The sequence below is a fragment of the Nitratireductor thuwali genome (assembly GCF_036621415.1).
Taxonomy (GTDB): Bacteria; Pseudomonadota; Alphaproteobacteria; order Rhizobiales; family Rhizobiaceae; genus Chelativorans; species Chelativorans thuwali.
Genome location: NZ_CP030941.1, coordinates 1327352 through 1347691, shown reverse-complemented (window position 1 = coordinate 1347691; position 20340 = coordinate 1327352). Strand labels below are relative to the sequence as shown.

At 64.5% G+C, this 20340-nt stretch carries 19 protein-coding genes; 13 read left to right on the top strand and 6 right to left on the bottom strand.

Translation table 11 applies throughout. The features are described from left to right. The first annotated feature begins 117 nt into the window (after positions 1 to 117). The 9 genes from modA (at position 118) to NTH_RS06390 (ending at position 11548) form a co-directional block, all read left to right on the top strand. Complete coding sequence (gene modA / locus NTH_RS06430) at positions 118 to 885, top strand: molybdate ABC transporter substrate-binding protein (protein ID WP_338529253.1); 768 nt, start codon at positions 118 to 120, stop codon at positions 883 to 885. Then, positions 878 to 1561, top strand: coding sequence for a molybdate ABC transporter permease subunit (gene modB / locus NTH_RS06425; RefSeq protein WP_338529252.1), 684 nt, complete (start codon positions 878 to 880; stop codon positions 1559 to 1561). The genes modA and modB overlap by 8 nt, the downstream gene beginning before the upstream one ends. Then, positions 1558 to 2643, top strand: coding sequence for a molybdenum ABC transporter ATP-binding protein (modC, locus tag NTH_RS06420; protein ID WP_338529251.1), 1086 nt, complete (start codon positions 1558 to 1560; stop codon positions 2641 to 2643). Before modB ends, modC begins: the two co-directional genes overlap by 4 nt. Positions 2644 to 2722: 79 nt before the next feature. Further along, complete coding sequence (locus NTH_RS06415; RefSeq protein WP_338529250.1) at positions 2723 to 4483, top strand: sensor histidine kinase; 1761 nt, start codon at positions 2723 to 2725, stop codon at positions 4481 to 4483. Then, positions 4480 to 5826, top strand: a complete 1347-nt coding sequence (locus NTH_RS06410) for a sigma-54-dependent transcriptional regulator (RefSeq protein WP_338529249.1) — start codon at positions 4480 to 4482, stop codon at positions 5824 to 5826. Before NTH_RS06415 ends, NTH_RS06410 begins: the two co-directional genes overlap by 4 nt. Before the next feature lie 181 nt (positions 5827 to 6007). Further along, positions 6008 to 7006: a DctP family TRAP transporter solute-binding subunit gene (locus NTH_RS06405; RefSeq protein WP_338529248.1), complete on the top strand. Its 999-nt coding sequence runs from the start codon at positions 6008 to 6010 to the stop codon at positions 7004 to 7006. A gap of 196 nt (positions 7007 to 7202) precedes the next feature. Next, positions 7203 to 7898, top strand: a complete 696-nt coding sequence (locus tag NTH_RS06400; protein ID WP_338529247.1) for a TRAP transporter small permease — start codon at positions 7203 to 7205, stop codon at positions 7896 to 7898. 5 nt (positions 7899 to 7903) lie between these two features. Further along, positions 7904 to 9523 carry a TRAP transporter large permease gene (locus tag NTH_RS06395; protein ID WP_338529246.1) on the top strand — a complete coding sequence of 540 codons (1620 nt, stop codon included), beginning with the start codon at positions 7904 to 7906 and terminating at the stop codon, positions 9521 to 9523. Between the two features lie 243 nt (positions 9524 to 9766). Further along, positions 9767 to 11548, top strand: coding sequence for an SLC13 family permease (locus NTH_RS06390; RefSeq protein WP_338529245.1), 1782 nt, complete (start codon positions 9767 to 9769; stop codon positions 11546 to 11548). Here NTH_RS06390 and NTH_RS06385 read toward each other — a convergent pair. Next, complete coding sequence (locus NTH_RS06385) at positions 11523 to 12725, bottom strand: pyridoxal phosphate-dependent aminotransferase (protein ID WP_338529244.1); 1203 nt, start codon at positions 12723 to 12725, stop codon at positions 11523 to 11525. The two genes, NTH_RS06390 and NTH_RS06385, sit on opposite strands and share 26 nt — an antisense overlap. Positions 12726 to 12810: 85 nt before the next feature. Here NTH_RS06385 and NTH_RS06380 point away from each other — a divergent pair, with 85 nt between their 5' ends. Next, the gene (locus tag NTH_RS06380; protein ID WP_338531822.1) at positions 12811 to 13497 is read left to right on the top strand and encodes a GNAT family protein; all 687 of its coding nucleotides are present in this window, start codon (positions 12811 to 12813) and stop codon (positions 13495 to 13497) included. Beyond that, the gene (locus tag NTH_RS06375; protein ID WP_338529243.1) at positions 13494 to 13706 is read left to right on the top strand and encodes a hypothetical protein; all 213 of its coding nucleotides are present in this window, start codon (positions 13494 to 13496) and stop codon (positions 13704 to 13706) included. The genes NTH_RS06380 and NTH_RS06375 overlap by 4 nt, the downstream gene beginning before the upstream one ends. Positions 13707 to 13740: 34 nt before the next feature. Here the strand turns inward: NTH_RS06375 and NTH_RS06370 are convergent, their stop codons facing one another. The 4 genes from NTH_RS06370 to NTH_RS06355 form a co-directional block, all read right to left on the bottom strand. After that, positions 13741 to 14787, bottom strand: a complete 1047-nt coding sequence (locus NTH_RS06370; RefSeq protein WP_422392358.1) for a nickel/cobalt transporter — start codon at positions 14785 to 14787, stop codon at positions 13741 to 13743. Then, complete coding sequence (locus tag NTH_RS06365; RefSeq protein ID WP_422392357.1) at positions 14780 to 15445, bottom strand: DUF1007 family protein; 666 nt, start codon at positions 15443 to 15445, stop codon at positions 14780 to 14782. The genes NTH_RS06370 and NTH_RS06365 overlap by 8 nt, the downstream gene beginning before the upstream one ends. Positions 15446 to 15522: 77 nt before the next feature. Next, entirely contained in the window at positions 15523 to 16422 is a 900-nt protein-coding gene (locus NTH_RS06360) for a LysR family transcriptional regulator (RefSeq protein ID WP_338529242.1), read from the bottom strand. Beyond that, a complete protein-coding gene (locus NTH_RS06355) occupies positions 16422 to 17618 on the bottom strand; it encodes an amidase (RefSeq protein WP_338529241.1) in 1197 nt (398 codons plus the stop codon). Before NTH_RS06355 ends, NTH_RS06360 begins: the two co-directional genes overlap by 1 nt. A 563-nt stretch (positions 17619 to 18181) precedes the next feature. Between NTH_RS06355 and odc2 the strand changes: the two genes are divergently transcribed. Beyond that, positions 18182 to 19315, top strand: a complete 1134-nt coding sequence (gene odc2 / locus NTH_RS06350; RefSeq protein ID WP_338529240.1) for an ornithine/lysine decarboxylase — start codon at positions 18182 to 18184, stop codon at positions 19313 to 19315. Positions 19316 to 19381: 66 nt separating this feature from the next. Continuing rightward, positions 19382 to 19948: a GNAT family N-acetyltransferase gene (locus NTH_RS06345; protein WP_338529239.1), complete on the top strand. Its 567-nt coding sequence runs from the start codon at positions 19382 to 19384 to the stop codon at positions 19946 to 19948. Positions 19949 to 19993: 45 nt separating this feature from the next. On the opposite strand, the gene NTH_RS06340 is transcribed toward NTH_RS06345, so the two are convergent. Further along, the gene (locus tag NTH_RS06340; protein ID WP_338529238.1) at positions 19994 to 20275 is read right to left on the bottom strand and encodes an SCP2 sterol-binding domain-containing protein; all 282 of its coding nucleotides are present in this window, start codon (positions 20273 to 20275) and stop codon (positions 19994 to 19996) included. Positions 20276 to 20340: the final 65 nt, after the last annotated feature.

Below are 20340 nucleotides of genomic sequence, written 5' to 3'. Positions count from 1 at the left end.
CTGCATCCGGTGCGCGGATGTAGCTGCCGGCTACCATCACACCCGGTTTCGTACCCGCCGACATCCGGCTTCGGGTCCGCAAGGCCCGGTCGCGCCGGACGGCCCATGGAGGATGTGATGAGGAAGCCGCTTGCCGTCGTCATGGCAATGTTTTCCATGCTGGCCGCAGCGCCCGCCGGCTTCGCGGCCGACAGGATCACCGTTTTCGCCGCCGCCAGCATGAAGGAGGCGATAGACGCCGCTGCCGAAGCGTACGAGCGGACGGGCGATGCCGAAATCGTCGTCTCCTTCGCGGCGAGCTCGGTGCTGGCCCGCCAGATAGAAGCGGGCGCGCCGGCGGACGTCTTCATCTCGGCCAATCAGGATTGGATGGACCGGCTTGAAGAAGCAGGCTTCCTGCGCGCGCCCAGCCGGCGCGACATCGCCGGCAACGAGCTGGTGATCGTGACGGCGGGTCCGATGCCGAAGATGGCCGATCCGCGCGTGCTTTTGGGGCGGGGCCGCTTCGTCATGGGCGATCCCGGCCATGTGCCGGCCGGCATATATGCAAAAGCCGCCCTCGAATGCCTTGGGCTTTGGGAGACGCTGAGGAATGATGCCGTGTTCGCCGAGAATGTCCGGGTCGCGCTGGAGTTCGCGCGCCGGGGCGAGGTGACGGCGGCAATCGTCTACGGATCGGACCAGAAGGCCGTGAGTGACGATCTGGCGCGTGTCCATACGTTCGCCGCGGACTGCCACCCGCCGATCGTCTACCCGGCAGCCGCGACGGGCAAGGCTGCGGCCGCCGCCGAGGGTTTTCTCGATTTTCTCTCGGGAGCCGAAGGCCAGGCTATCTTCGCCCGCTACGGGTTCGCGCCGGCCGCGAAAGGCCAGGTCCATGAGTGAGGTGGAAACCTCGATCATCCTCCTGTCGGCCAAGGTGGCGCTGACGGCCATCCTGTTCGCCTTGCCGCTGGCCTTTCTTGCCGCCTGGCTGCTGGCGCGCCGGGAATTTCCGGGAAAAAGCCTGCTTCAAGCATTGGTTACCCTTCCACTGGTGCTGCCGCCGGTGGTGACCGGCTACGGGCTGCTCGTCCTGTTCGGCTCGCGCGGTCCGGTCGGGCGCCTGCTTGAAGCCGGCTTCGGCTTCAGTTTTGCATTCCGGTGGACGGGTGCGGCGCTGGCGGCCGGCCTCATGGCATTTCCGCTTCTCGTGCGCCCGATCCGGCTGTCGCTGGAAGCCGTCGACCGTGGCTTGGAAGAGGCGGGCGCCACGCTGGGGGCCTCGCGTTTGATGATATTCGCCACGGTCACGCTGCCTCTGACGCTGCCGGGCGTAATGGCGGGCGCGACCCTTGGGTTCGCCAAGGCGCTGGGCGAGTTCGGCGCGACCATCACCTTCGTGTCCAATATTCCCGGCGAGACGCAGACCCTCTCGCTGGCGATCTATTCATTGCTGCAGACGCCCGCCGGGGACGCGGCAGCGCTGCGGCTGATCCTGGCCTCCGTGCTGATTGCGCTGGCGGCCGTGCTGGCTTCGGAGTGGGTGGCGCGGCGGCTGAGGGGCCGGGCCGGCCCATGAGCAAGCTCGAAGTCGACGTGACCGGCAGCGCCGGCCGGTTCGCCATTCGCGCGGCATTTGGAGCCGGGCCGGGCGTGACCGCCTTGTTCGGGCGCTCCGGAGCGGGCAAGACGACCATCCTCAAGATGATCGCCGGCACCCTGCGCCCAGAGGCGGGGCGCATCGTTGCGGGCGGCCGGGTGCTCTTTGACGCCGCACGCGGAATCGACCTTTCGCCCCAGTCGCGCAATGCCGGGTTCGTCTTCCAGGATGGGCGGCTGTTCCCGCATCTGTCGGTGCAGCGCAATCTCACCTATGCGCGATGGGCTGGCCGGCGGCGGGCAACGCGGCGGTTTGAAGAAATCGTCGCGCTTCTCGGTCTCGAAACGCTGCTCGACCGCTTTCCCGGAACTCTGTCGGGCGGCGAGCGGCAACGGGTGGCGATCGGCCGGGCGCTTCTGGCCGAGCCGGAAATCCTGCTGATGGACGAGCCATTGTCTTCGCTCGATCGCCAGCGGCGCGGCGAGATCCTTCCCTATCTCGAAGCGGTTGCCGGCGAGGCGCTGATGCCCGTCATCTATGTCAGCCATGAGCCCGAGGAGGTGATGCGGCTTGCCGACCACGTCGTGGTGATCGAGGACGGCCTGATCATCCAGACCGGCACGCCGGCCGATGTCCTCGGTGGCGCCGGGGCATCTTATGCCCGCTCCAGCGACGCGCCCGTGTCGCTGATCGATGGCAGCGTAGCTGCCGTCCGCGAGGATGACGAAACGGTCGAGTTGACCGTCGGCTCCTCGACCATCGAGCTCTCGGGCGCGCATATGCTCCCCGGGGACCGCGTGCGGCTGCGCATTGACGCCGGTGAGGTGGTGCTTGCCACCAGCCGCCATAAAGGGCTGTCCATACGCAACCAGCTTCCATGCCGGATTATCGGAGTGGAGAGCCGGGGGGCGATCGCCGATGTGGCGATGGATTTCGAGGGCCAGACGATCTTCGCGCGCATCACCAGCCGCTCTGCGCGGATGCTGGCACTGTCTCCGGGGCAGGAGATCGTGGCGCTGGTGAAGGCGGTCTCGGTGGAGCGCGTACGCCCGGGGCGGTAGCCGCCATATCCGACCGGACCCGCCCTTCCTGCCGGCACGGCGCGTGTTATAACGGGCTCAAAACAAGATGGGAACTGAGATGCCAAGCGGAGGAGCCCTGGCGCGCAGGTATCGCCGATACGGCTTCCTGAACCTGACCGCGACCTTGGGAGCGGCCTGCGCCGCTGCCTATTTCGCAGCCTCCTATGCCGGCGGTGTGGTGGAGGCCAATTTGCGCGCCTCGGCCCGCGAGACGCTTGCCGTGCAGGCCGAAGCGCTCTCGGGCGTGCTCGACAAGCACCGGCTTCTGGCGGGAACGCTGAGCCGGCGCGGGGACGTCCGGGCGCTGTTTTCCGAACCGGGCCAGCAGATCGACAGGCAGGCGGCATGGCGGATCGCCGTGCAGGCGGCCGGGCTGTCGAGCGCGCTGGACGTGGTGTTCTTCACAACCGACGGAGAGCCTGTCGCCTCCGGCCTCAGCCTGTTCGACGACAGCCGGCTCGACCCGTCGTCGCCGCTCGTGCGGGCGGCGAAGTTCGGCCAGCTCGGCCGTGAGGCCTTCACCTTTGATCATGGCCAGCGCGCCTATGTCTTCACCAGCGGCATCAGGGGGCCGGATACCGCCGTCGTTGCCATCGTCGCCGTCTTCGTCAGCCTGGACCGCTTGGAGGCGACATGGTCGCTTTCGGCCGATCCGATCTATGTGGTCGCCGAGAACGGACGCATCTTCCTTTCCAACCGTGCCAGATGGCGGCTGCGCCCCGAGCCGGAGATCATACGGGCGGGCAGCGGCGCGCTCCTTTACGAGACAGGCGAGGGATGGCGGGCGCATCTCGACGCGAGCCGGTTCCTGCCCTTGCTGGATTGGGAGCTGCACGTCCTGTCCGGCACGGCTCCAGCGGACATCGCACGACTGCTCTGGGGCGCGATCACCGGTGGACTGGTGCTGCTTGCCGGGCTCGGCGTCCAGGCGCTGATCAATCGCCAATACGTCGTGACGCTGAGGGGGCGGCGCGACCGGGCCGTATCGTTGCGGCTCGAACGGGTCGTGCGCGATCGCACGCGCGCGCTCAGCCAGTCCAACGAGACGCTGAAACGGGAGGTGCATGAGCGCCGGCAGGCGGAGGAGCAGCTGCGTCGCACGCAGTCGGAACTCGTGCAGACGGGCAAGCTGGCGGCGCTCGGGCAGATGTCGGTTTCGCTGTCGCACGAGTTCAACCAGCCTTTGGCGGCGACCAAGTCCTATGCCGACAACGCACTCAAATATCTGGAGCTGGGCCGGGGCAAGGAGGCGCGCGACAATATCCGCCGGATATCGGAGCTGACCGACCGGATGGCCGACATATCCCGCCACCTTAGAAACTTCGCCCGCAAACCCAACCCGACATTTGGCAATGCCTCGATTGCAAAGGTCATCGAGGATGCGATGGCCGTGCTGGGCGCGCGGCTGCGCGAGACGGGCGCACGGGTCGAGCTCGACATGCCGGAGGGCGATGTCCGTGTGCGCGGCGGGCCGGTGCGCCTGCAGCAGGTCTTCGTGAACCTGTTCTCCAACGCGCTCGATGCGATGGAGGGTATTGCCGATCCCCTCATCGAGGTGTCGGTGCGCCGCCGGGGCCACCGGACGCTGGTGGCCGTGCACGACCACGGCTCCGGCATTGCGCCGGAGGCGGCGGCCAGTATGTTCGACCCCTTTTTCACGACCAAGGAGGTGGGCAAGGGCATGGGGATGGGACTTTCGATCTCCTACAACATCGTCAAGGATTTCGGCGGCCGGTTGACGGCCGCAAATCATGACGAGGGAGCCGTGTTCACGGTTGAGCTCGAAAGCGCGCTTGAGGCCAGCGAGGCAGCTCAATGACCGATGGTTTCGAAGTTCTTTTCGTCGACGACGATGCCGACATCAGGAGGGCTGCGACGCAGCTTCTGGAACTTGCCAATGTGCCGGTGCGCACCGCGGCCTCGGCGACGGAAGCGCTACCCGTCCTTTCGCGCAATTTCGCCGGCGTTCTGGTGACGGATATCCGCATGCCGGGCTCCGACGGCATGGAGTTGATGCGCAAGGCGCTGGAGATCGATCCGGACCTTCCCGTCATCCTGGTGACGGGCCATGGCGACATTGATCTGGCCGTCGATGCGATGCGCACCGGGGCTTATGATTTCATCGAAAAGCCCTTCGCCACCGAGCGCTTCGTCGATTCCATCGTGCGCGCGGTGGAGAAGCGCCAGCTCACGCTGGAAAACCGCAAGCTGCGCGACAAGGTGGCCAGCCGCTGGGACAATCTGGAAGCTCGTCTTGCCGGCCGAACGCCAATCATGATCGAACTGCGGAACCGGATTCGTGCCGTCGCGCAGACACCGTCGGATGTGCTGATCATCGGCGATACCGGCACCGGCAAGGAAATTGCCGCACGCGCCATCCACGACCTCAGCGGGGACGGCGACAGGCCCTTCGTCACCATCAATTGCGCCGCGCTGCCGACGGGCATGATCGACCAGGAGCTATTCGGCTATGAGGTCGGGGCGTTTTCGGGCGCAACGCGGGCGCGTTTCGGTAAGTTCGAGCACGCGCGCAACGGCACTGTGTTCCTCGACGAGATCGACGCGATGCCGCTCGACGTGCAGGCCAAGCTCCTCCGCGTCGTCCAGGACCGCACCGTGACGCGGCTCGGCTCGCACGACGCCATCCCCCTCAACGCCCGTTTCATCGCCGCCTCCAAGGTCGATCTGGAAAGCGCGGCCGCCAACGGAGCCTTCCGCGGCGACCTCCTGTACCGGCTCAACGTGATGACGTTGCACATGCCGCCTCTTTCCCGCCGCCGCGACGATATCGCCGCGCTCTTCGCGTTGCTGTCCCAGGATGCGGCCGCGCGCTATCGCGTCGAGGTCCGCAAGCCGGGGTCGGCGCTGCTGATGAAGCTCGCGATGAGGGAATGGCCAGGAAATGTCCGCGAGTTGCGCAATGCGGCGGAGCGCTTCGTGCTGGGGCTCGACGGGCAGGACGAGGCGACGATAGCGGCCGATGTCGGCGGGCTTCCCGAGCGCGTCATGGCGTTCGAGCGCCAGGTGATCGCGGCCGAGCTGGAAGCCAATGGCGGGCGGCTGAAGCCGACCTACGAGGCGCTGCGCATAAGCCGCAAGACGCTCTACGAAAAGATGCAGAAGCACGGGATGGACCGGTCCAGCTTCCGCTCCGCTGGATAGCTGTTACTATTGGGGTACAGCACGGGAAGGTGAATGTTACCATTTCCACCCGTTTTCCCGAAGGTGGGGGAAAAAAGCACTGCCGGCCGACCCGAAGCTGTTGCAACAGGGCGGCAGCTCGCTTCCTTTCGCCGCTGCTGCGGGCGACGTCCGCAGAAGACAATGTGGAGGAGTAAACACCATGAAAAAACTCGGACTCATGCTCACGGCCGCCGGAATGCTGGCAATCGGCACTTCGGCAGCCTCCGCTAATTGCGATGATGGCGAGATGGTCATCAAGTTCAGCCACGTGGTGGCCGAAAAGGGGCACCCCAAGGGAGAAGCCGCCGTCCTCCTTGCCAACCGCATCAATGAGGAGATGAACGGAACCGCCTGTATGGAGGTCTTTCCAAACTCCACGCTATACGACGATGACAAGGTGATGGAAGCGCTGCTTCTGGGCGATGTCCAACTGGCGGCGCCGTCATTGGCGAAGTTCGAGGCATACACCCTCAAGTACCGGCTTTTCGACCTGCCTTTCCTTTTCCCTTCGCTGGATGCGGTCAACACCTTCATCCAGTCGGACAACGGCAAGGAACTGCTCACGGTCATGGAGGACGAGGGCTATACGGGGCTCGGTTACTGGATGTCCGGTCTCAAGCAGTTCTCGGCAAACAAGCCCCTCGAGGTGCCCAGCGATGCGGCCGGTCTGAAGTTCCGCGTGCAGACGTCGGACGTGGCCGTGGCGATGATCGAGGCCATGGGCGCTTCCGCGCAGAAGCTGGCCTTCAACGAGGTCTACAGTGCGCTGCAGACGGGTGTCGTCGACGGGCAGGAGAACTCCTGGTGCAACATCTACACCCAAAAATTCTTCGAGGTTCAGGACGGCATAACCGAAACCAACCATCAGCTCCTGTCCTATCTGCTCGTAACCTCCACCGAGTGGCTTGAGGGCCTCGAGCCGGAGGTGCGCGACCAGTTCCTGACGATTGTCGGCGAGGTGACGGTCGAGGCCAATGCCGACGTTGCCAACAAGGAAGCAGCCTGCCGCCAGAACATCCTCGATGCCGGCGGTGAAATCCGCGAGCTGACGCCGGAGCAGCGTGAGGAATGGCTGTCCACGATGAAGCCCGTGTGGGAGCAGTTCGAAAGCGACATCGGCGCCGATCTCATCCAGGCGGCAGCCAACACCGGCTCCTGACGGTCAGGAACGCACCCGCTTCGGCGGGTGCGTTGAACGCATCGCGGAAACCGGGACTGATATCTGGAACGCCGGTGTGTCAGGTAGCGAATAACAGCATTGCCGTGCGTCCAGGCGGACGCACGGGCACGGAAGATGACGCGCCAGATCGATCCGGGGAACGGCGCGGCTATTTCGCTCGTGGGAGGCAATCGACATGGAACTGCTTTGGCCGTCGCTGGCGCTGATCGCGTTGGTGGCCGTACTTTTCTTCGCCGAAAGACGCTATCCGGCTGCCGTCGGCCGCCTGGAAGAAAACGTTCTTTCACTTCTTCTCGCCGCCATCACCTTCGTGTCCTTCACCCAGGTGGTCGCGCGTTACGGTTTCAACAGCGGCTGGCAAGGCGCGCTCGAGTTCACGCGCATCGCCTTTGCCTGGCTGATCCTGTTCGGCATGAGCTACGGCGTGAAGAACGGCATCCATCTCGGTGTCGACGCCTTTGTGCGGCTGATGCCGAAGCCCGCCTTCCGCATCGTCGCCATCTTCGGCGCATTGTGCACCTTCCTCTATGCCTTCATCCTGCTTTATGCGGGCTGGCTTGCCTTGCTGGGTGCCGACGTTTCCACCAATTGGCGCCAGACCGGCGCGATCGGCTACTGGACCTTCATGTTCGACAGAGGCACCGGTCTCGACGATCTGCGCTACCCCATGTGGATGCAGGAGACTTTCGGGCTGCAGGACAGGGTGCAGCGCTGGGTGGCCTATCTCATGCTGCCCGTGGGGCTGGCGCTTCTGGCCTTCAGGTCGCTTCAAGGCATCATCGCCATCTATCGGGGTGAGCGGGAACTCATCATCGCTGGCCACGAGGCTGAAGACCTCGTGAGCGAAAACCGCGACGCGCTGAAGGAGTAGCCCGGATGGTATCGCTTATCCTCTTCGTCCTGGTCCTGTCGCTGCTGTTCCTCGGCGTGCCGGTGGCCGTCTCGCTAGGCCTGTCGTCGCTCATCATCATCACGTTCTTCTCCAACGATTCCGTTTCGTCGGTGGCGCTGCAACTGTTCACGGCCTCCCAGAACTACACGCTGCTGGCCATTCCGTTTTTCGTCCTGGCTTCCGCATTCATGTCTACGGGCGGGGTGGCGCGACGTATCATCCGCTTCGCCATTGCTTCCGTCGGCCATTTCAAGGGCGGCCTCGCCATGGCCTCTGTCCTTGCCTGCATGATGTTCGCGGCACTCTCCGGCTCGTCGCCGGCAACCGTGGTGGCCATCGGCACGATCGCCATCGCCGGCATGCGGCAGGTGGGCTACACCAAGGAATTTTCCGCTGGCATCATCGCCAATGCCGGCACGCTCGGCATTCTCATCCCGCCATCCATCGTCATGGTGGTCTATGCGGCAGCGACCGACGTATCGGTCGGGCGCATGTTTCTGGCCGGTGTGATCCCGGGCATCGTGGCCGGCCTGATGCTGATGATCGCCATTTATGTGATGGCACGCGTCAAGAACCTGCCGGCCGAGGAATGGAAGGGTTTCGGCGAGATTCTGGAAGGCGGCAAGGAAGCCGGCTGGGGCCTGTTTCTCATCATCATCATCCTCGGCGGCATCTATGGCGGTGTGTTCACGCCAACGGAAGCGGCATCGGTGGCGGCCGTCTACGCTTTCGGCGTGGCCCTCTTCGTCTACCGCGACATGGGGCCGATGAAGGGCGAGAAATGGCTGCGCGCGGACGATCCCAAGCGTGCCCGGGTCGGCTTTTCCGCCACCGTCTACGCCGTCGCCTTCTTCTTCGTCTGGATGATCCTGACATTCTTCGCCGCCGCCGACTGGCCGGGGGTGACACTGCGCGGCCGCACTTTGCTGGGCGTGGCGCTGTCGCTCGCGATCATGGTGGCCTACGCGCTGTGGCGGGATCGCGAGTCAAATCCATGGAACATCCCGGGATATCTGATTGCGAGCCTGCCGATCTGGCGCCGGAACCTTTCGCTGATGGGGCGCAACTTCTTCCGCGCCTTCTTCAACGATGATACCCGCAAGGTGATGGTGGATGCGGCGCGCACGACGGTGATGCTGATGTTCATCATCGTCAATGCGCTGCTGTTTGCCCATGTGCTGACATCGGAGCGGATACCGCAGACGATCACGGATCTGATGGTGGGCGCGGGCTTCAACTGGTTCACGTTCCTGATCGCCATCAACCTGCTGCTCCTGCTCGGTGGCCAGTTCATGGAGCCTTCGGGCCTGCTGCTGATCGTTGCGCCGGTGGTGTTCCCCATCGCCATGGAACTCGGCGTCGATCCGGTGCACCTTGGCATCATCATGGTGGTGAACATGGAGATCGGCATGATAACGCCGCCGATCGGGCTCAACCTGTTTGTCACGTCGGGAATAACCGGCATGAGCCTGTTGCAGGTGGTCAAGGCGGCGCTGCCTTTCGTGGCCGTGCTCTTCGCCTTCCTGATCCTGGTGACCTACATGCCGGTCCTTTCCACCTGGCTGCCCTACAGCCTGATGGGGCCGGAGATCATGTCCAGGTAGTGTCGGAGAAAGAAAGCGCGCCAAGATGGTTCGAAATGTTAAGAGTTCGTTAACCAATCTTTAAGCATTTGGGAGGATTCTGTAGAGGTCGGATCGGCTTTCCTCCTCCCAAGCACGGTTCGAAGGGGCGGCCCCAGTGCCGCCCCACCCGTTTTCACAGATTGCGGAACCTTTGATGCCGGCCGCCATTTAGGCTGGCTGGCGCAACGTTCATGGCGCAGCTTCAGTGCCGGGGTTCCCCTTATGGAAAGTCTCGTCAGCGGATATGAGGCCCAGATCGGTTTGCTGGTCCTGGGGCTGATGCTGGTCTTCTTCATCTTGGAGATATACCCGCCAGAGGTGACGGCCGTCGGGGGAGCGGCGCTCTTCATGCTGCTCGGCCTGGTGGCGCCGGCAGAGGCGATGGACGTCTTTTCCAATCCCGCCCCCATCACCATTGCGGCCATGTTCATCCTGTCCGGCGCGCTCGTTCGGACAGGCGTACTGGAGGCGGTTGCGGAGGCCATCATCGGCCGGGCGGAAAGCCGGCCGCTCATCGCCGGCGCCATTTTCATTGCCGCCACGATCGTCGCCTCCGCCTTCATGAACAACACGCCGGTGGTGCTCATTCTCATCCCCATCGTGATCAGGCTGGCGCGGGTGCTGGAAGTCGCGCCTACGCGTTTTCTCATCCCGCTGTCCTATGCCTCCGTCCTCGGCGGAACGCTGACGCTGATCGGCACGTCCACCAATCTGCTGGTCGACGGCGTGGCACGGCAGAATGGGCTCGAGCCCTTCTCGATCTTCGAAATTACGCCGGTGGGAGCCATCGCTGCAGCCACGGGGCTGGCGACGATGCTGCTGATCGGCCGCCACCTGCTGCCCGACCGGGGCGCTGCGGGGGAGGAGACCCGCGAGGGCGAGACGGAGTTCCTGTCCGAGGTTACCATCCGCAAGGAGGGCAAATTCACACGCCTGCCGCTTCGCGAGATCACCGAGTTCCACCGCCCCGGCCTCAGGATCATCGGCGTGCGCACCGGCGGCGAATTGCGGCGCACCGGGTTCGAGGCGCAGGTTCTGGAGAAAGGCGATACGCTCCTGGTCATGTCGACGACGTCCGAGCTCTTGACCCTCAACGACGAGCCGGAATTGCGCGTGGGACTGCGCCGCGGGCCAGAGGGAAGGGGCGAGACCGTGGTGGTCGAGGTGATCGTCGCCCCGCACAAATCGAGCGTCGGCCAGCGCATCGCCGATCTCACGTTGGGCCGCCGTTTCGGTGTGCGCGTGCTGGGGGCCCACCGTCACCGGCACATCCCGGGACCCGATCTCGACAATGTGCGGCTGCGGCCGGCCGACAAGCTGCTGCTCGAGGGCCCTTCGGCCAGCTTCGATGCGCTGGCGGAGGAGGCAGACCTCGTCTCCGTATCGCGGCCGAGCGGCCGTGCTTTTCGCCGGCGCAAGGCACCGATCGCCGTGCTGGCCCTTGTCGCGGTGGTCCTGCTTGCGGCGTGGAACGTCTGGGATATCGGCACGCTCGCCCTGATGGCCGTGGCGGGCATCCTGGTGTTGCGGTGCATTGACGCCGACGAGGCCTGGGATTCTGTCGAGGGCTCAATCCTCGTGCTGATCTTCGCGATGCTGGTGGTTGGCATCGGCCTGCAGAATGCCGGCAGCATTGAGCTGCTGGTCGCGCTGACGGCGCCGTGGCTTACAGACATGTCGCCGCTGGTGGCGTTGTTCGCCGTCTACATGCTTACCTCGGTGCTCACGGAACTCGTGACGAACAATGCGATCGCCGTGCTGCTCACGCCGCTCGTCATCGGGTTGGCGGGGCAGCTCGGCGTCGATCCGCGCCCCTTCGTCGTGGCGGTAATGTTCGGTGCGAGCGCGAGCTTCGCAACGCCTATCGGCTACCAGACCAACACCCTCGTCTATGGCGCCGGCGACTACCGCTTCGCCGACTTCCTCAAGGTGGGCGTGCCCATGAATATCGTGGTGGGCGGGGCCAGCGTGCTCGCTATCAGCTGGTTCTTTCCGCTCCTCTAGCCTCTCCGGCCTCGGACAAGAACTCCGCCATGCGGCTGATGGCGCGAAGGATGTTCTCCTCCGAGTTGGCGTAGGAAAGACGGATATAACCTTCGCCGAGGATGCCGAAATCAGGACCGCCGATGAGGGCGACGCCTGCTTCCTCCAACAGCGCGGAAGCGAGCTTCTTGGCCTTCCAGCCCGTTCGACTGATGTTCGGGAAGGCATAGAAGGCGCCTTTGGGGGTGCGGCAGGAGATGCCCTCCAGCCCATTCAGGCCTTCCACGACCAGCTTCCGTCGGGCATCGAAGGCGCGCATCATCTTGTCGACCTCGTCCTGCGGCCCGTCGATGGCGGCAATGCCGGCAAACTGTGCGGGCGCATTGACGCAGGACCAGCAATTCACGGCCAGCTTGCGAACCTTGTCGTAAAGCTGATCCGGCCAGATGGACCAGCCGAGCCGCCAGCCGGTCATGGCCCAGGTCTTGGACCATCCGTTGAGAACGATCAGCCGGTCGCGGATTTCGGGGAACTTCAGAAGCGAGGTCGCCTCCTCGCCATCATAGGTCATGACCTCGTAGATCTCGTCGGACATGATGGCGACATCGGGGTACCTTGCCAGCCCCGCAACCAGCTTCTCGATCTCCTCGCGCGGAGTGATGCCGCCTGTGGGGTTGGCAGGGGAGTTGAGGATCAGCAGGCGCGTCTTCGGCGTGACGAGAGACAGCGTCTCATCGGCGGAGAAGGCGAAACCATTCTCCTCGCGGATGGGAACGGGCACCGGCTTTGCCCCGGTGAACTCGATCATCGAGCGATAGATCGGAAAGCCGGGGTCGGGGTAGAGGATTTCCGCGCCCGGCTCGCCGAACATGACGATGGCGGCATACATGGTGGGCTTTCCGCCAGGCAGGATCATGATGTTGTCGGGCGAGACCTCCACTCCGGTCGTAAGCAGTGTGCGACGGCTCACCGCTTCCCGGGCGGGCAGGATGCCGGTTGCCGGCGTGTAGCCGTGATGTCCGTCCCGCAGCGCCTTTATGGCGGCTTCCACGATGTGCTCGGGTGTGTGAAAGTCGGGCTGCCCGATGCCCAGATTGATGATGTCCCGCCCTTGATGGGCAAGCGCGGTCGCTCTCGCCAGAACAGCGAATGCGTTCTCCTCCCCGATGCGGTCAAAAGCGGGATTTGTGTGGAGCATCTTCGATTTCCATCTGGTTCTGTTGCCTTGCCGGCGCTTTTGTGACGCTTGGCGCTGAAAACGTCAAATGAGGAACGGGTGGATGATGCAGGATCTGTCGACATGGACGGCGCGCCAGGCACCGCAGCGCAGTGCTCTGGAAGGCCGTTATGTACGGCTCGAGCCGCTCGATCCGCAGGCCCACGGGGACGGCTTGTACGAAGCCTGCCACGTGGCGGATGCCGACGAGCGATTCCGCTGGCTGTTCGAAGAACCGCCGACCAGCCGCGAAGGCTTTCAGTCATGGCTGGAGAATGCGGCAGCCAGCACTGATCCCCTGTTTTTCGCGGTCATCGATCGGACGAGCGGCAAGGTCGGCGGACGGCAGGCGCTGATGCGCATCGATCCGGCCCACGGCGTAGCGGAGATCGGCAGCATCTATTGGGGTCCCGGCGTTGCCCGCACGCGCCTTGCCACGGAAGCGGTGTATTTGTCCGCGCAACTCCTCTTCGAGACGCTAGGCTATCGCCGCTTCGAGTGGAAATGCAACGATCTGAACGAACCATCGAAGCGGGCGGCCGAACGTTTCGGGTTCCACTATGAAGGTCTCTTCCGCCAGCATATGGTGGTGAAGGGCAAGAACCGGGACACGGCCTGGTATGGCATGCTCGACCACGAATGGCCGGCGATCGGACAGGCCTATGCGGCGTGGCTGTCGCCGGAAAACTTCGATGCCAAGGGCCGACAGTTGAAACCGCTGGCGCAGTTCCGGAAGGATTTGACGAGCGCATGAAAGACAATCGCGAAGCGGCCATAGCCGCGGCCGTTATCCTGGTCGGATTCGGGATCGTCGCGTTCTTGCTGCCTCGGATAATGCTTGCCGTGGGCGAGTTCTCCACCTTGGCTGCGGGCATGGTCGCGGCGGCCTTCGTGGCGCTGTTCTTCCTGATCTTCTGGGCCCGCGCGCGCTGGCAGCGCCGCCGCGGGCGGGAAGAGGATTAGGACAGTTCGCGTTTCCGTGAAACGGTGGGCTGATCTAGGCCAGGCTGGCCGCGAGAAGCGCGAGGCCGAGCAGGAATACGACCAGCGCGCCGGCAATCTCGATGGTCGCATGGATGCGATTGCCCATTCTTCCTTCGCCGGCGAGCGCGACCGCCCAGTTCTTGGCGGTCACCGCCAGGATGGCGAGCGTGGAAACGGTGATCGCCGTGCCGAGCGCCATCGCCAGTACCGAGATGATGCCACCCAGCCAGAGCGCGTTGAGGAAGGAAAAGGTCAGCACGATCAGCGCCCCTGAGCAGGGGCGGATTCCCACGGCGGCAACCGCCGACCAGGCCGTCTTCCAGTCGAGGCGGCCGTGCGACAGCACCTTTGGATCTGGCGCATGGCTGTGCCCGCATGATGGGCAGGCTTCTGCCTCAGCGTGGTCAGGGCGATGGTGGTGGTCATGATCATGATGGTGATGATGGTCGTGGACCTGATGGTCCACGCTTGCCGCCGAAAGGCTGTGCGCGGCGGCGCGGGGCCGGATCAGCGGCGTGACCTTGCGCCAGAGCAGCCAGGCGCCGAATGCGGCGACGAGGGCGAAGCTGGCCGTTTCGAGAAAGGACGCCGCATCGGTCATCGAGATCGCGGTGCCGCGCAGCGCCAGGAACACCGTCGACATCAGCACGATCGCGGACAAGGCCTGGAGCGCGGCCGCGGCGAAGGACAGGACGATGCCCCGGCGCAAAGCTACCTCATTGGCAACCATGTAGGACGAGATGACCGCCTTTCCGTGGCCGGGGCCGGCAGCGTGGAAGACGCCGTAGGCAAAGGAAAGGCCGATGAGCATCCACAGGCCCGATCCGTCCTCGCGCATCCCCTTCAATGCCCCGGTCAAGGCGCGGTAGAAGCTCTGTTGCTGGACGTTGATCCATTGCAGCAAGCCGGCGAGAGGGCCGGTCGGCGCGAAGGACGGTTCGGCAGCGCCGATGCCCAGGGAGCTTTGCGCCAGGGCAGGCGAGGACAGGATCACCGAAGCCAGTCCGGCCATGGCGAGGCCGGTCGCCGCGCGCCGCCATGTTGCAGGGCGGTCAGCCATTGGCCGTGCAGGAGATTTGCAGCTTCGTCGCGAAGATTTTGCTGAGATCATTGCCGGTCGGGTCGTTGAAGAAGGCTTCCGTCAGGGTTTGCTGGTTCTGGGCTATGGCTTCATCGGCGTCCGGCCGCACGACCTGCCGTTCGCAGTAGCCGGGCATGTTCTCGACCGCCATGTACTCATCCTCGACGAAATCGATCGCGGTGTAGAAGGTGGGGTCGTAGACGCCGAAATTGAGCTTGCCTTGCAGGGGCAGCGGCTCCTTCGGCCGGGACTCGAACAGAATGATGAGTTGGTTGTCGGTGAAGTCGGCGACCATCCGCTCGGGAACGGACATCGCGACGTCCCGCCCATCGGCAGTGACGATTTGGAAATAGTCGAACTCCGCCAGTGACTGGAACACGGTGTCGGCGACCTGGGCCAGCTCGTCCGCATCGAGCTTCAGATCCTGGTTGGCGTCGAACTCCACCAGAACGGTACTCGAAAAGAGATCGTCAAAACGCCACAGATGCCGCAGGGCCTGAACCTCGCCGTCGTCGTTGACGGCCACATCCAGCCTGGCTTCGGCAAACACATGCGGATGCGCGAGCGAGGTGCCGCCCGATGCGGCAAGCAATGCGGCGGCAAGCATCGCCAAAATGCCGGCATTTCCACGATTCATCAGCGATTGCCCCATCGATTTGCGCAAGGCCCTTGCTCTAACACGAAGCAGGCAGAATTTGGACCGCAGAACATTTATCAGCCAGGACAGTTCTCCTTCAGCCACCGGGCAAGATAGTCGACCAGCGCGCGGACCTTTCCCGGCAGATACCGGCGGTGGGGATATATGGCAAAGATGCCGGCGCCGTCGGTGAGCCAATCGTCGAGCACCCGCTGCAGGCGCCCGGACTCGAGCTCCGGAGCGGCGATGAAGTCGGGCAGGAACGCAAATCCCAGGCCAGCCACCGCCGCCGAACGCACCGCAAGCGGGCTGTTGACCTCCATGCGGCCGTTCACCGGCACCGTGAACTGCGCCCCATCCTTGTCCCGGAATATCCAGTTGTGACGATAGCGGCTGTTGGTGTCGATGATGCACGGCAGATGCTGCAGGGCGCGCGGATCCTGCGGCACGCCGTTCTTGTCGATCAGCGCCGGCGACACGCAAAGCGGCACGGAAAAGGGCGCCAGCCGGCGGGCGATCAGCGAGGAATCCTCGAGCTTGGTGATGCGGATCGCCAGATCGAAACCCTCCTCGACCAGATCGACGAAACGGTCGTCGAGGTGAATGTCGAGCGTGATCTCCGGATGAGCGGCGGCGAAGTCGATGAGCGACTGGCCGATCGGCGCGTCGGCGAAGGTGCGCGGCGCCGACAGCTTGATCCGCCCTTTGATGTCGCCGGCCGAATCGCGCACCGTTTCGGAAAGGCTGTCGATCTCGCGGAGGATCTCCGTCACCCGCCTGTAATAGGTATGGCCGGTTTCGGTCAGGGAGAATTTGCGCGTGGTGCGGTTGAGAAGGAGCGCACCCAGCTCGTCCTCCAGTTCGCGCACATATTTGGAAAGCAGCGCCTTCGACCGGCCCACCTTGCGCGCGGCGGCCGAGAAACCCTCGGCCTCAACGACGTCGACGAAAGCGCGCATGCGCGTCAGCGTGTCCATCAGCGCGAGCCTGTCGCCGAAAGGATCGCCTGGGCGAGCAGGACAAGCTGCCGGTCGCTGCCGGCCGGTCCCATCAGGGATATCCCGAAGGGCGCGCCGTGGACCTCGCCCAGCGGCAGCGTGATCTGCGGGTAGCCGAGCAGGCCGGCAATGGACGTCATCGTAAGCGCCTTTGCGCGATATTTCTCCAGCTCGTCCTGCGTCGCGATCTTCAGGGGCGCCGCCGAGGGCTGGGAAGGCATGACGACGATCATGTCGCCATCCATGAGCGCGGCCATGTCGGCCTTGAAATCCCGCTGACGCTGGCGCGCTGCCTCGGCCCTGCCCTCGGTCACCGACCGTGCGTAGGCGAACCGCTCCTTCACGCCCGGACCGAGACCGGCGTCGTTGCTGGACAGGAACTCCCCATGCACCTGCCATGCTTCGAAAGCCTGGACCTCCTTGAAACGTTCGAAGAGCTCGGCCGTGTCGCCCGGCAGGCCGAGATAGACGGCGTCGCGCTCGAAATGGTCGAGCACATGGCCAAGGAGCTGGACATAGGCGCTGCGCTCTTCCTCTCCGAACAGTAGTGCTTCGATCTCGCGGATGCGGACGGGCCGGAACAACTCGACCTCGTGCGTGTCTTCACCCAAAAGCACCTCGCCGACAGCGGCATAGGTCCTGGCGTCGCGCGCGAACCAGCCGAAGGTGTCGAAGGAAGGCGATAGCGGCATCGCGCCTTCGAGCGGGATGCGGCCGTGGGTGGTACGAAGGCCGATCAGCCCGCAAAAGGAGGCCGGGGCTCTTATGGAGCCGTTTGTGTCGGAGCCGGCGGCGATGTCGGCTAGCCCGCCGGCCACGGCTGCGGCAGATCCCGACGACGAGCCGCCGGTGACGCGGTCGGGCGCACGCGGATTGACGGGTGCGGGAAAGTGGGCGTTCATGCCGATCATCGAATAGGTGAGCTCGTCGGTCTGGGTCTTGCCGATGAACCGGGCGCCGGCGTCGAGCAGGGCGTCGATTGCGGGGGCGGTGCTGGCGGCAACGCCGACGATCTTTTCCCGGCGTGGATTGCCGCCGCCGGTCGGAAGACCGGCAACGTCGTATATGTCCTTCACGCCGAGGCCAAGGCCGCGCAGCGGACCGTTCTGGGCGTTGGGCACCGGGACATCCGGATAGTCAAGGAAGGCGTTCAGCGGGTCCCGGGTCGACGTCATCATTTCTCCATGCGCTCGTTCGAGGGGACCATCGGCGCTTGCGAGATTTTTTTCAAGAAGTCCGTGATTTTTCGTTGATTGTGACAGCCGACGCGCCTATATCGCGCTTGCCCAAAGTCGCACGTGCCTGTGGGTGTCCGCCGGGCCTCGAAATGGCGAGGAAACCGGTACGGTACCTGGACCTAACCGCTCCAGTCGATCTTACGGCCAACCGAAAGATCGAGGACATCTTGAAGCAACGACGGTGCGGGCCTTTCTGGTGTCTGCCGGTTGTCCAAAAACCGGGGTTACTGAAGAGGCACACCTTCATTGCCGGCAGTGCGGAGCGGGTTTCCCTATCCAAAGCTGAGGCAGACAAAGCGAGCATTCGCCGTAACAGGCGTGCGCTCAACGTCGCGCGTGATACGCAACCTGGCCTGGTGACTTCCACCCTCCGGTCCATGGCTGGCGCTCATCCGCGCTCCTTTGTCCACCGCGTGGCCGGAAGGTTGCGCAGAGCTTGAGCTTCGAACGGGGCGTCTGGTGGCCACAGACATGGCCCAGCCGCCGATGGAGAGACCCCAATGGCAACGCAGCGCATCCTTGATTTCCTCGCCACCCGACGCCCGGACGGGCCGTGCCTCGTCGTCGACCTCGACGTCGTGCGCGACAACTATCTTGCCTTCGAAAAGGCCCTGCCGGATTCACGGATATTCTACGCCGTGAAGGCCAATCCCGCGCCGGAAATCCTGCGCCTCCTGGCTTCGCTTGGCTCGTCCTTCGACACGGCCTCCGTCGCCGAGATCGAAATGGCGCTCGACGCGGGGGCCGCCCCCGCCCGCATCTCCTATGGCAATACGATCAAGAAGGAGCGGGACGTGGCCCGGGCCCACGAACTCGGCATCCGCCTGTTCGCCGTCGATTGCGTGGAAGAGGTCGACAAGATTGCCCGCCGGGCGCCCGGCGCACGCGTTTTCTGCCGCGTCCTGACGGATGGCGCGGGCGCGGAATGGCCGCTGTCCCGCAAGTTCGGCTGTGCGCCGGCGATGGCCGTCGACGTGCTGCGCCACGCCAAGTCCCTCGGTCTCGACGCCCACGGCGTATCCTTCCATGTCGGTTCGCAGCAGACGGATCTCGATGCCTGGGATCGCGCCCTGGCCGACGCGCAGTGGGTGTTCGGCACGCTGGCCGAGGAGGGCATCACGCTGAAGATGGTCAATATGGGCGGCGGCTTCCCGACGCGCTACCTGCGCGACGTGCCGGCGGCACAGGCTTATGGCCAGGCCATCTTCTCGGCGCTGCGCAAGCATTTCGGCAACCGTATCCCCGAGACGATCATCGAGCCGGGCCGGGGCATGGTCGGGAACGCCGGCGTCATCAAGTCGGAGGTCGTGCTGATCTCCCGCAAGGCGGAAAACGACAATGTACGCTGGGTCTATCTCGACATCGGCAAGTTCGGCGGGCTGGCCGAGACGATGGACGAGGCTATCCGCTACCCGTTCGTCACGCCGCGCGACGGCGGTGAGACGGCTCCTTGCGTCCTTGCCGGGCCGACCTGCGATTCGGCCGATGTGCTCTATGAGAAGACGCCGTATCCGCTGCCGCTGGCGCTGACAATCGGCGACGAGGTCCTGATCGAAGGCACGGGTGCCTATACGACCACTTATGCTTCGGTCGCCTTCAACGGCTTTGAGCCCTTGAAGGCCTACGTGATCTGACAGGGAACCTGCCGGCGGCATTCATGCCGCCAGCGATCTCAACGCTTCATCTCGGGGAACGGGCCGATGGTTCATGCAGCCGTCAATCCCGGCCGGTGCGCGGCCGAAGTCAACATCGCGCAGGAAGCAGCCCGTGACGCTGTCGCGCGCGAGGCGCTGCTCGATCGCGCCATGGGGCCGAAGCGTAGGAAGAAGTCGTCCGAGAAGCTGCGCCGGGGGCGGCTGCCTTCGCCCGGCCTGGCCTTCGCCGCTCACGACGGCAGCGGCGCTCTGGTGGGCACCGTGCGGCTGTGGGATGTGCGCATCGGTGCCGAAGGCAGCAGGGCGCTCCTTCTTGGCCCGCTTGCGGTGGAGCCTTCGATGAAGGGCGCGGGTATCGGCCATATGCTGATGGAGCGGGCCGTCGAAGAGGCTCGCCGTCTGGGCCACAGAGCCATCCTGCTGGTGGGCGATGCCCCCTACTATTCCCGCTTTGGCTTTTCGGCCGAGATCACCGGCCGGCTCTCCATGCCCGGACCCTATGAGCGCGAGCGCTTTCTGGCGCTCGAACTTGTGAACGGCGCGCTGGAGGGCGAGGCCGGGACGCTGAGGGCCGCCGGACGCAAGCTCCGGCGGAAGCGCCTCGCCGCATAGGCAAAGCGTCTGCCCACCGGGAAGCCGCTTTGCATTGCGGGAGTATCAGAGAACCTGGCTCAACTGCATGGCGACTGACATGTCGCCATCGACCTTGAGCTTGCCCTGCATGAAGGCTGAGGTCGGGTCAAGGTCGCCGGCCACAAGCGATTCCAGATCTTCTTTCGACAGGCTGATGATGCAGTCGGCCGCTGCATCCGAGACCGCCGCCTTGTCGCCGTCGATCACGATGGCACCGTCGCCCCCGCAATCGAACTTCACAGAGTTGTTGAAATCGGTGCCCGAAACACGCTCCTGTATTTTCGCGGCAATCTCGTCCATTCCCATCGACAACTCCTATAATGTTCAGGGGATCACTGACATCCAGCATCCGCGCCGGAACATCCCGGGCG

Bases quoted from the DNA above. Each gene is read 5' to 3' on its own strand.
- NTH_RS06385 (WP_338529244.1), bottom strand. From the start codon at position 12,725: ATGCTCCACACAAATCCCGCTTTTGACCGCATCGGGGAGGAGAACGCA.
- NTH_RS06390 (WP_338529245.1), top strand. From the start codon at position 9,767: ATGGAAAGTCTCGTCAGCGGATATGAGGCCCAGATCGGTTTGCTGGTC.
- NTH_RS06375 (WP_338529243.1), top strand. From the start codon at position 13,494: ATGAAAGACAATCGCGAAGCGGCCATAGCCGCGGCCGTTATCCTGGTC.
- modB (WP_338529252.1), top strand. From the start codon at position 878: ATGAGTGAGGTGGAAACCTCGATCATCCTCCTGTCGGCCAAGGTGGCG.
- NTH_RS06355 (WP_338529241.1), bottom strand. From the start codon at position 17,618: ATGACGTCGACCCGGGACCCGCTGAACGCCTTCCTTGACTATCCGGAT.
- NTH_RS06365 (WP_422392357.1), bottom strand. From the start codon at position 15,445: ATGAATCGTGGAAATGCCGGCATTTTGGCGATGCTTGCCGCCGCATTG.
- NTH_RS06380 (WP_338531822.1), top strand. From the start codon at position 12,811: ATGCAGGATCTGTCGACATGGACGGCGCGCCAGGCACCGCAGCGCAGT.
- NTH_RS06370 (WP_422392358.1), bottom strand. From the start codon at position 14,787: ATGGCTGACCGCCCTGCAACATGGCGGCGCGCGGCGACCGGCCTCGCC.
- NTH_RS06340 (WP_338529238.1), bottom strand. From the start codon at position 20,275: ATGGGAATGGACGAGATTGCCGCGAAAATACAGGAGCGTGTTTCGGGC.
- modC (WP_338529251.1), top strand. From the start codon at position 1,558: ATGAGCAAGCTCGAAGTCGACGTGACCGGCAGCGCCGGCCGGTTCGCC.
- NTH_RS06360 (WP_338529242.1), bottom strand. From the start codon at position 16,422: ATGGACACGCTGACGCGCATGCGCGCTTTCGTCGACGTCGTTGAGGCC.
- NTH_RS06405 (WP_338529248.1), top strand. From the start codon at position 6,008: ATGAAAAAACTCGGACTCATGCTCACGGCCGCCGGAATGCTGGCAATC.
- NTH_RS06400 (WP_338529247.1), top strand. From the start codon at position 7,203: ATGGAACTGCTTTGGCCGTCGCTGGCGCTGATCGCGTTGGTGGCCGTA.
- NTH_RS06410 (WP_338529249.1), top strand. From the start codon at position 4,480: ATGACCGATGGTTTCGAAGTTCTTTTCGTCGACGACGATGCCGACATC.
- NTH_RS06345 (WP_338529239.1), top strand. From the start codon at position 19,382: ATGGTTCATGCAGCCGTCAATCCCGGCCGGTGCGCGGCCGAAGTCAAC.
- NTH_RS06415 (WP_338529250.1), top strand. From the start codon at position 2,723: ATGCCAAGCGGAGGAGCCCTGGCGCGCAGGTATCGCCGATACGGCTTC.
- odc2 (WP_338529240.1), top strand. From the start codon at position 18,182: ATGGCAACGCAGCGCATCCTTGATTTCCTCGCCACCCGACGCCCGGAC.
- modA (WP_338529253.1), top strand. From the start codon at position 118: ATGAGGAAGCCGCTTGCCGTCGTCATGGCAATGTTTTCCATGCTGGCC.
- NTH_RS06395 (WP_338529246.1), top strand. From the start codon at position 7,904: ATGGTATCGCTTATCCTCTTCGTCCTGGTCCTGTCGCTGCTGTTCCTC.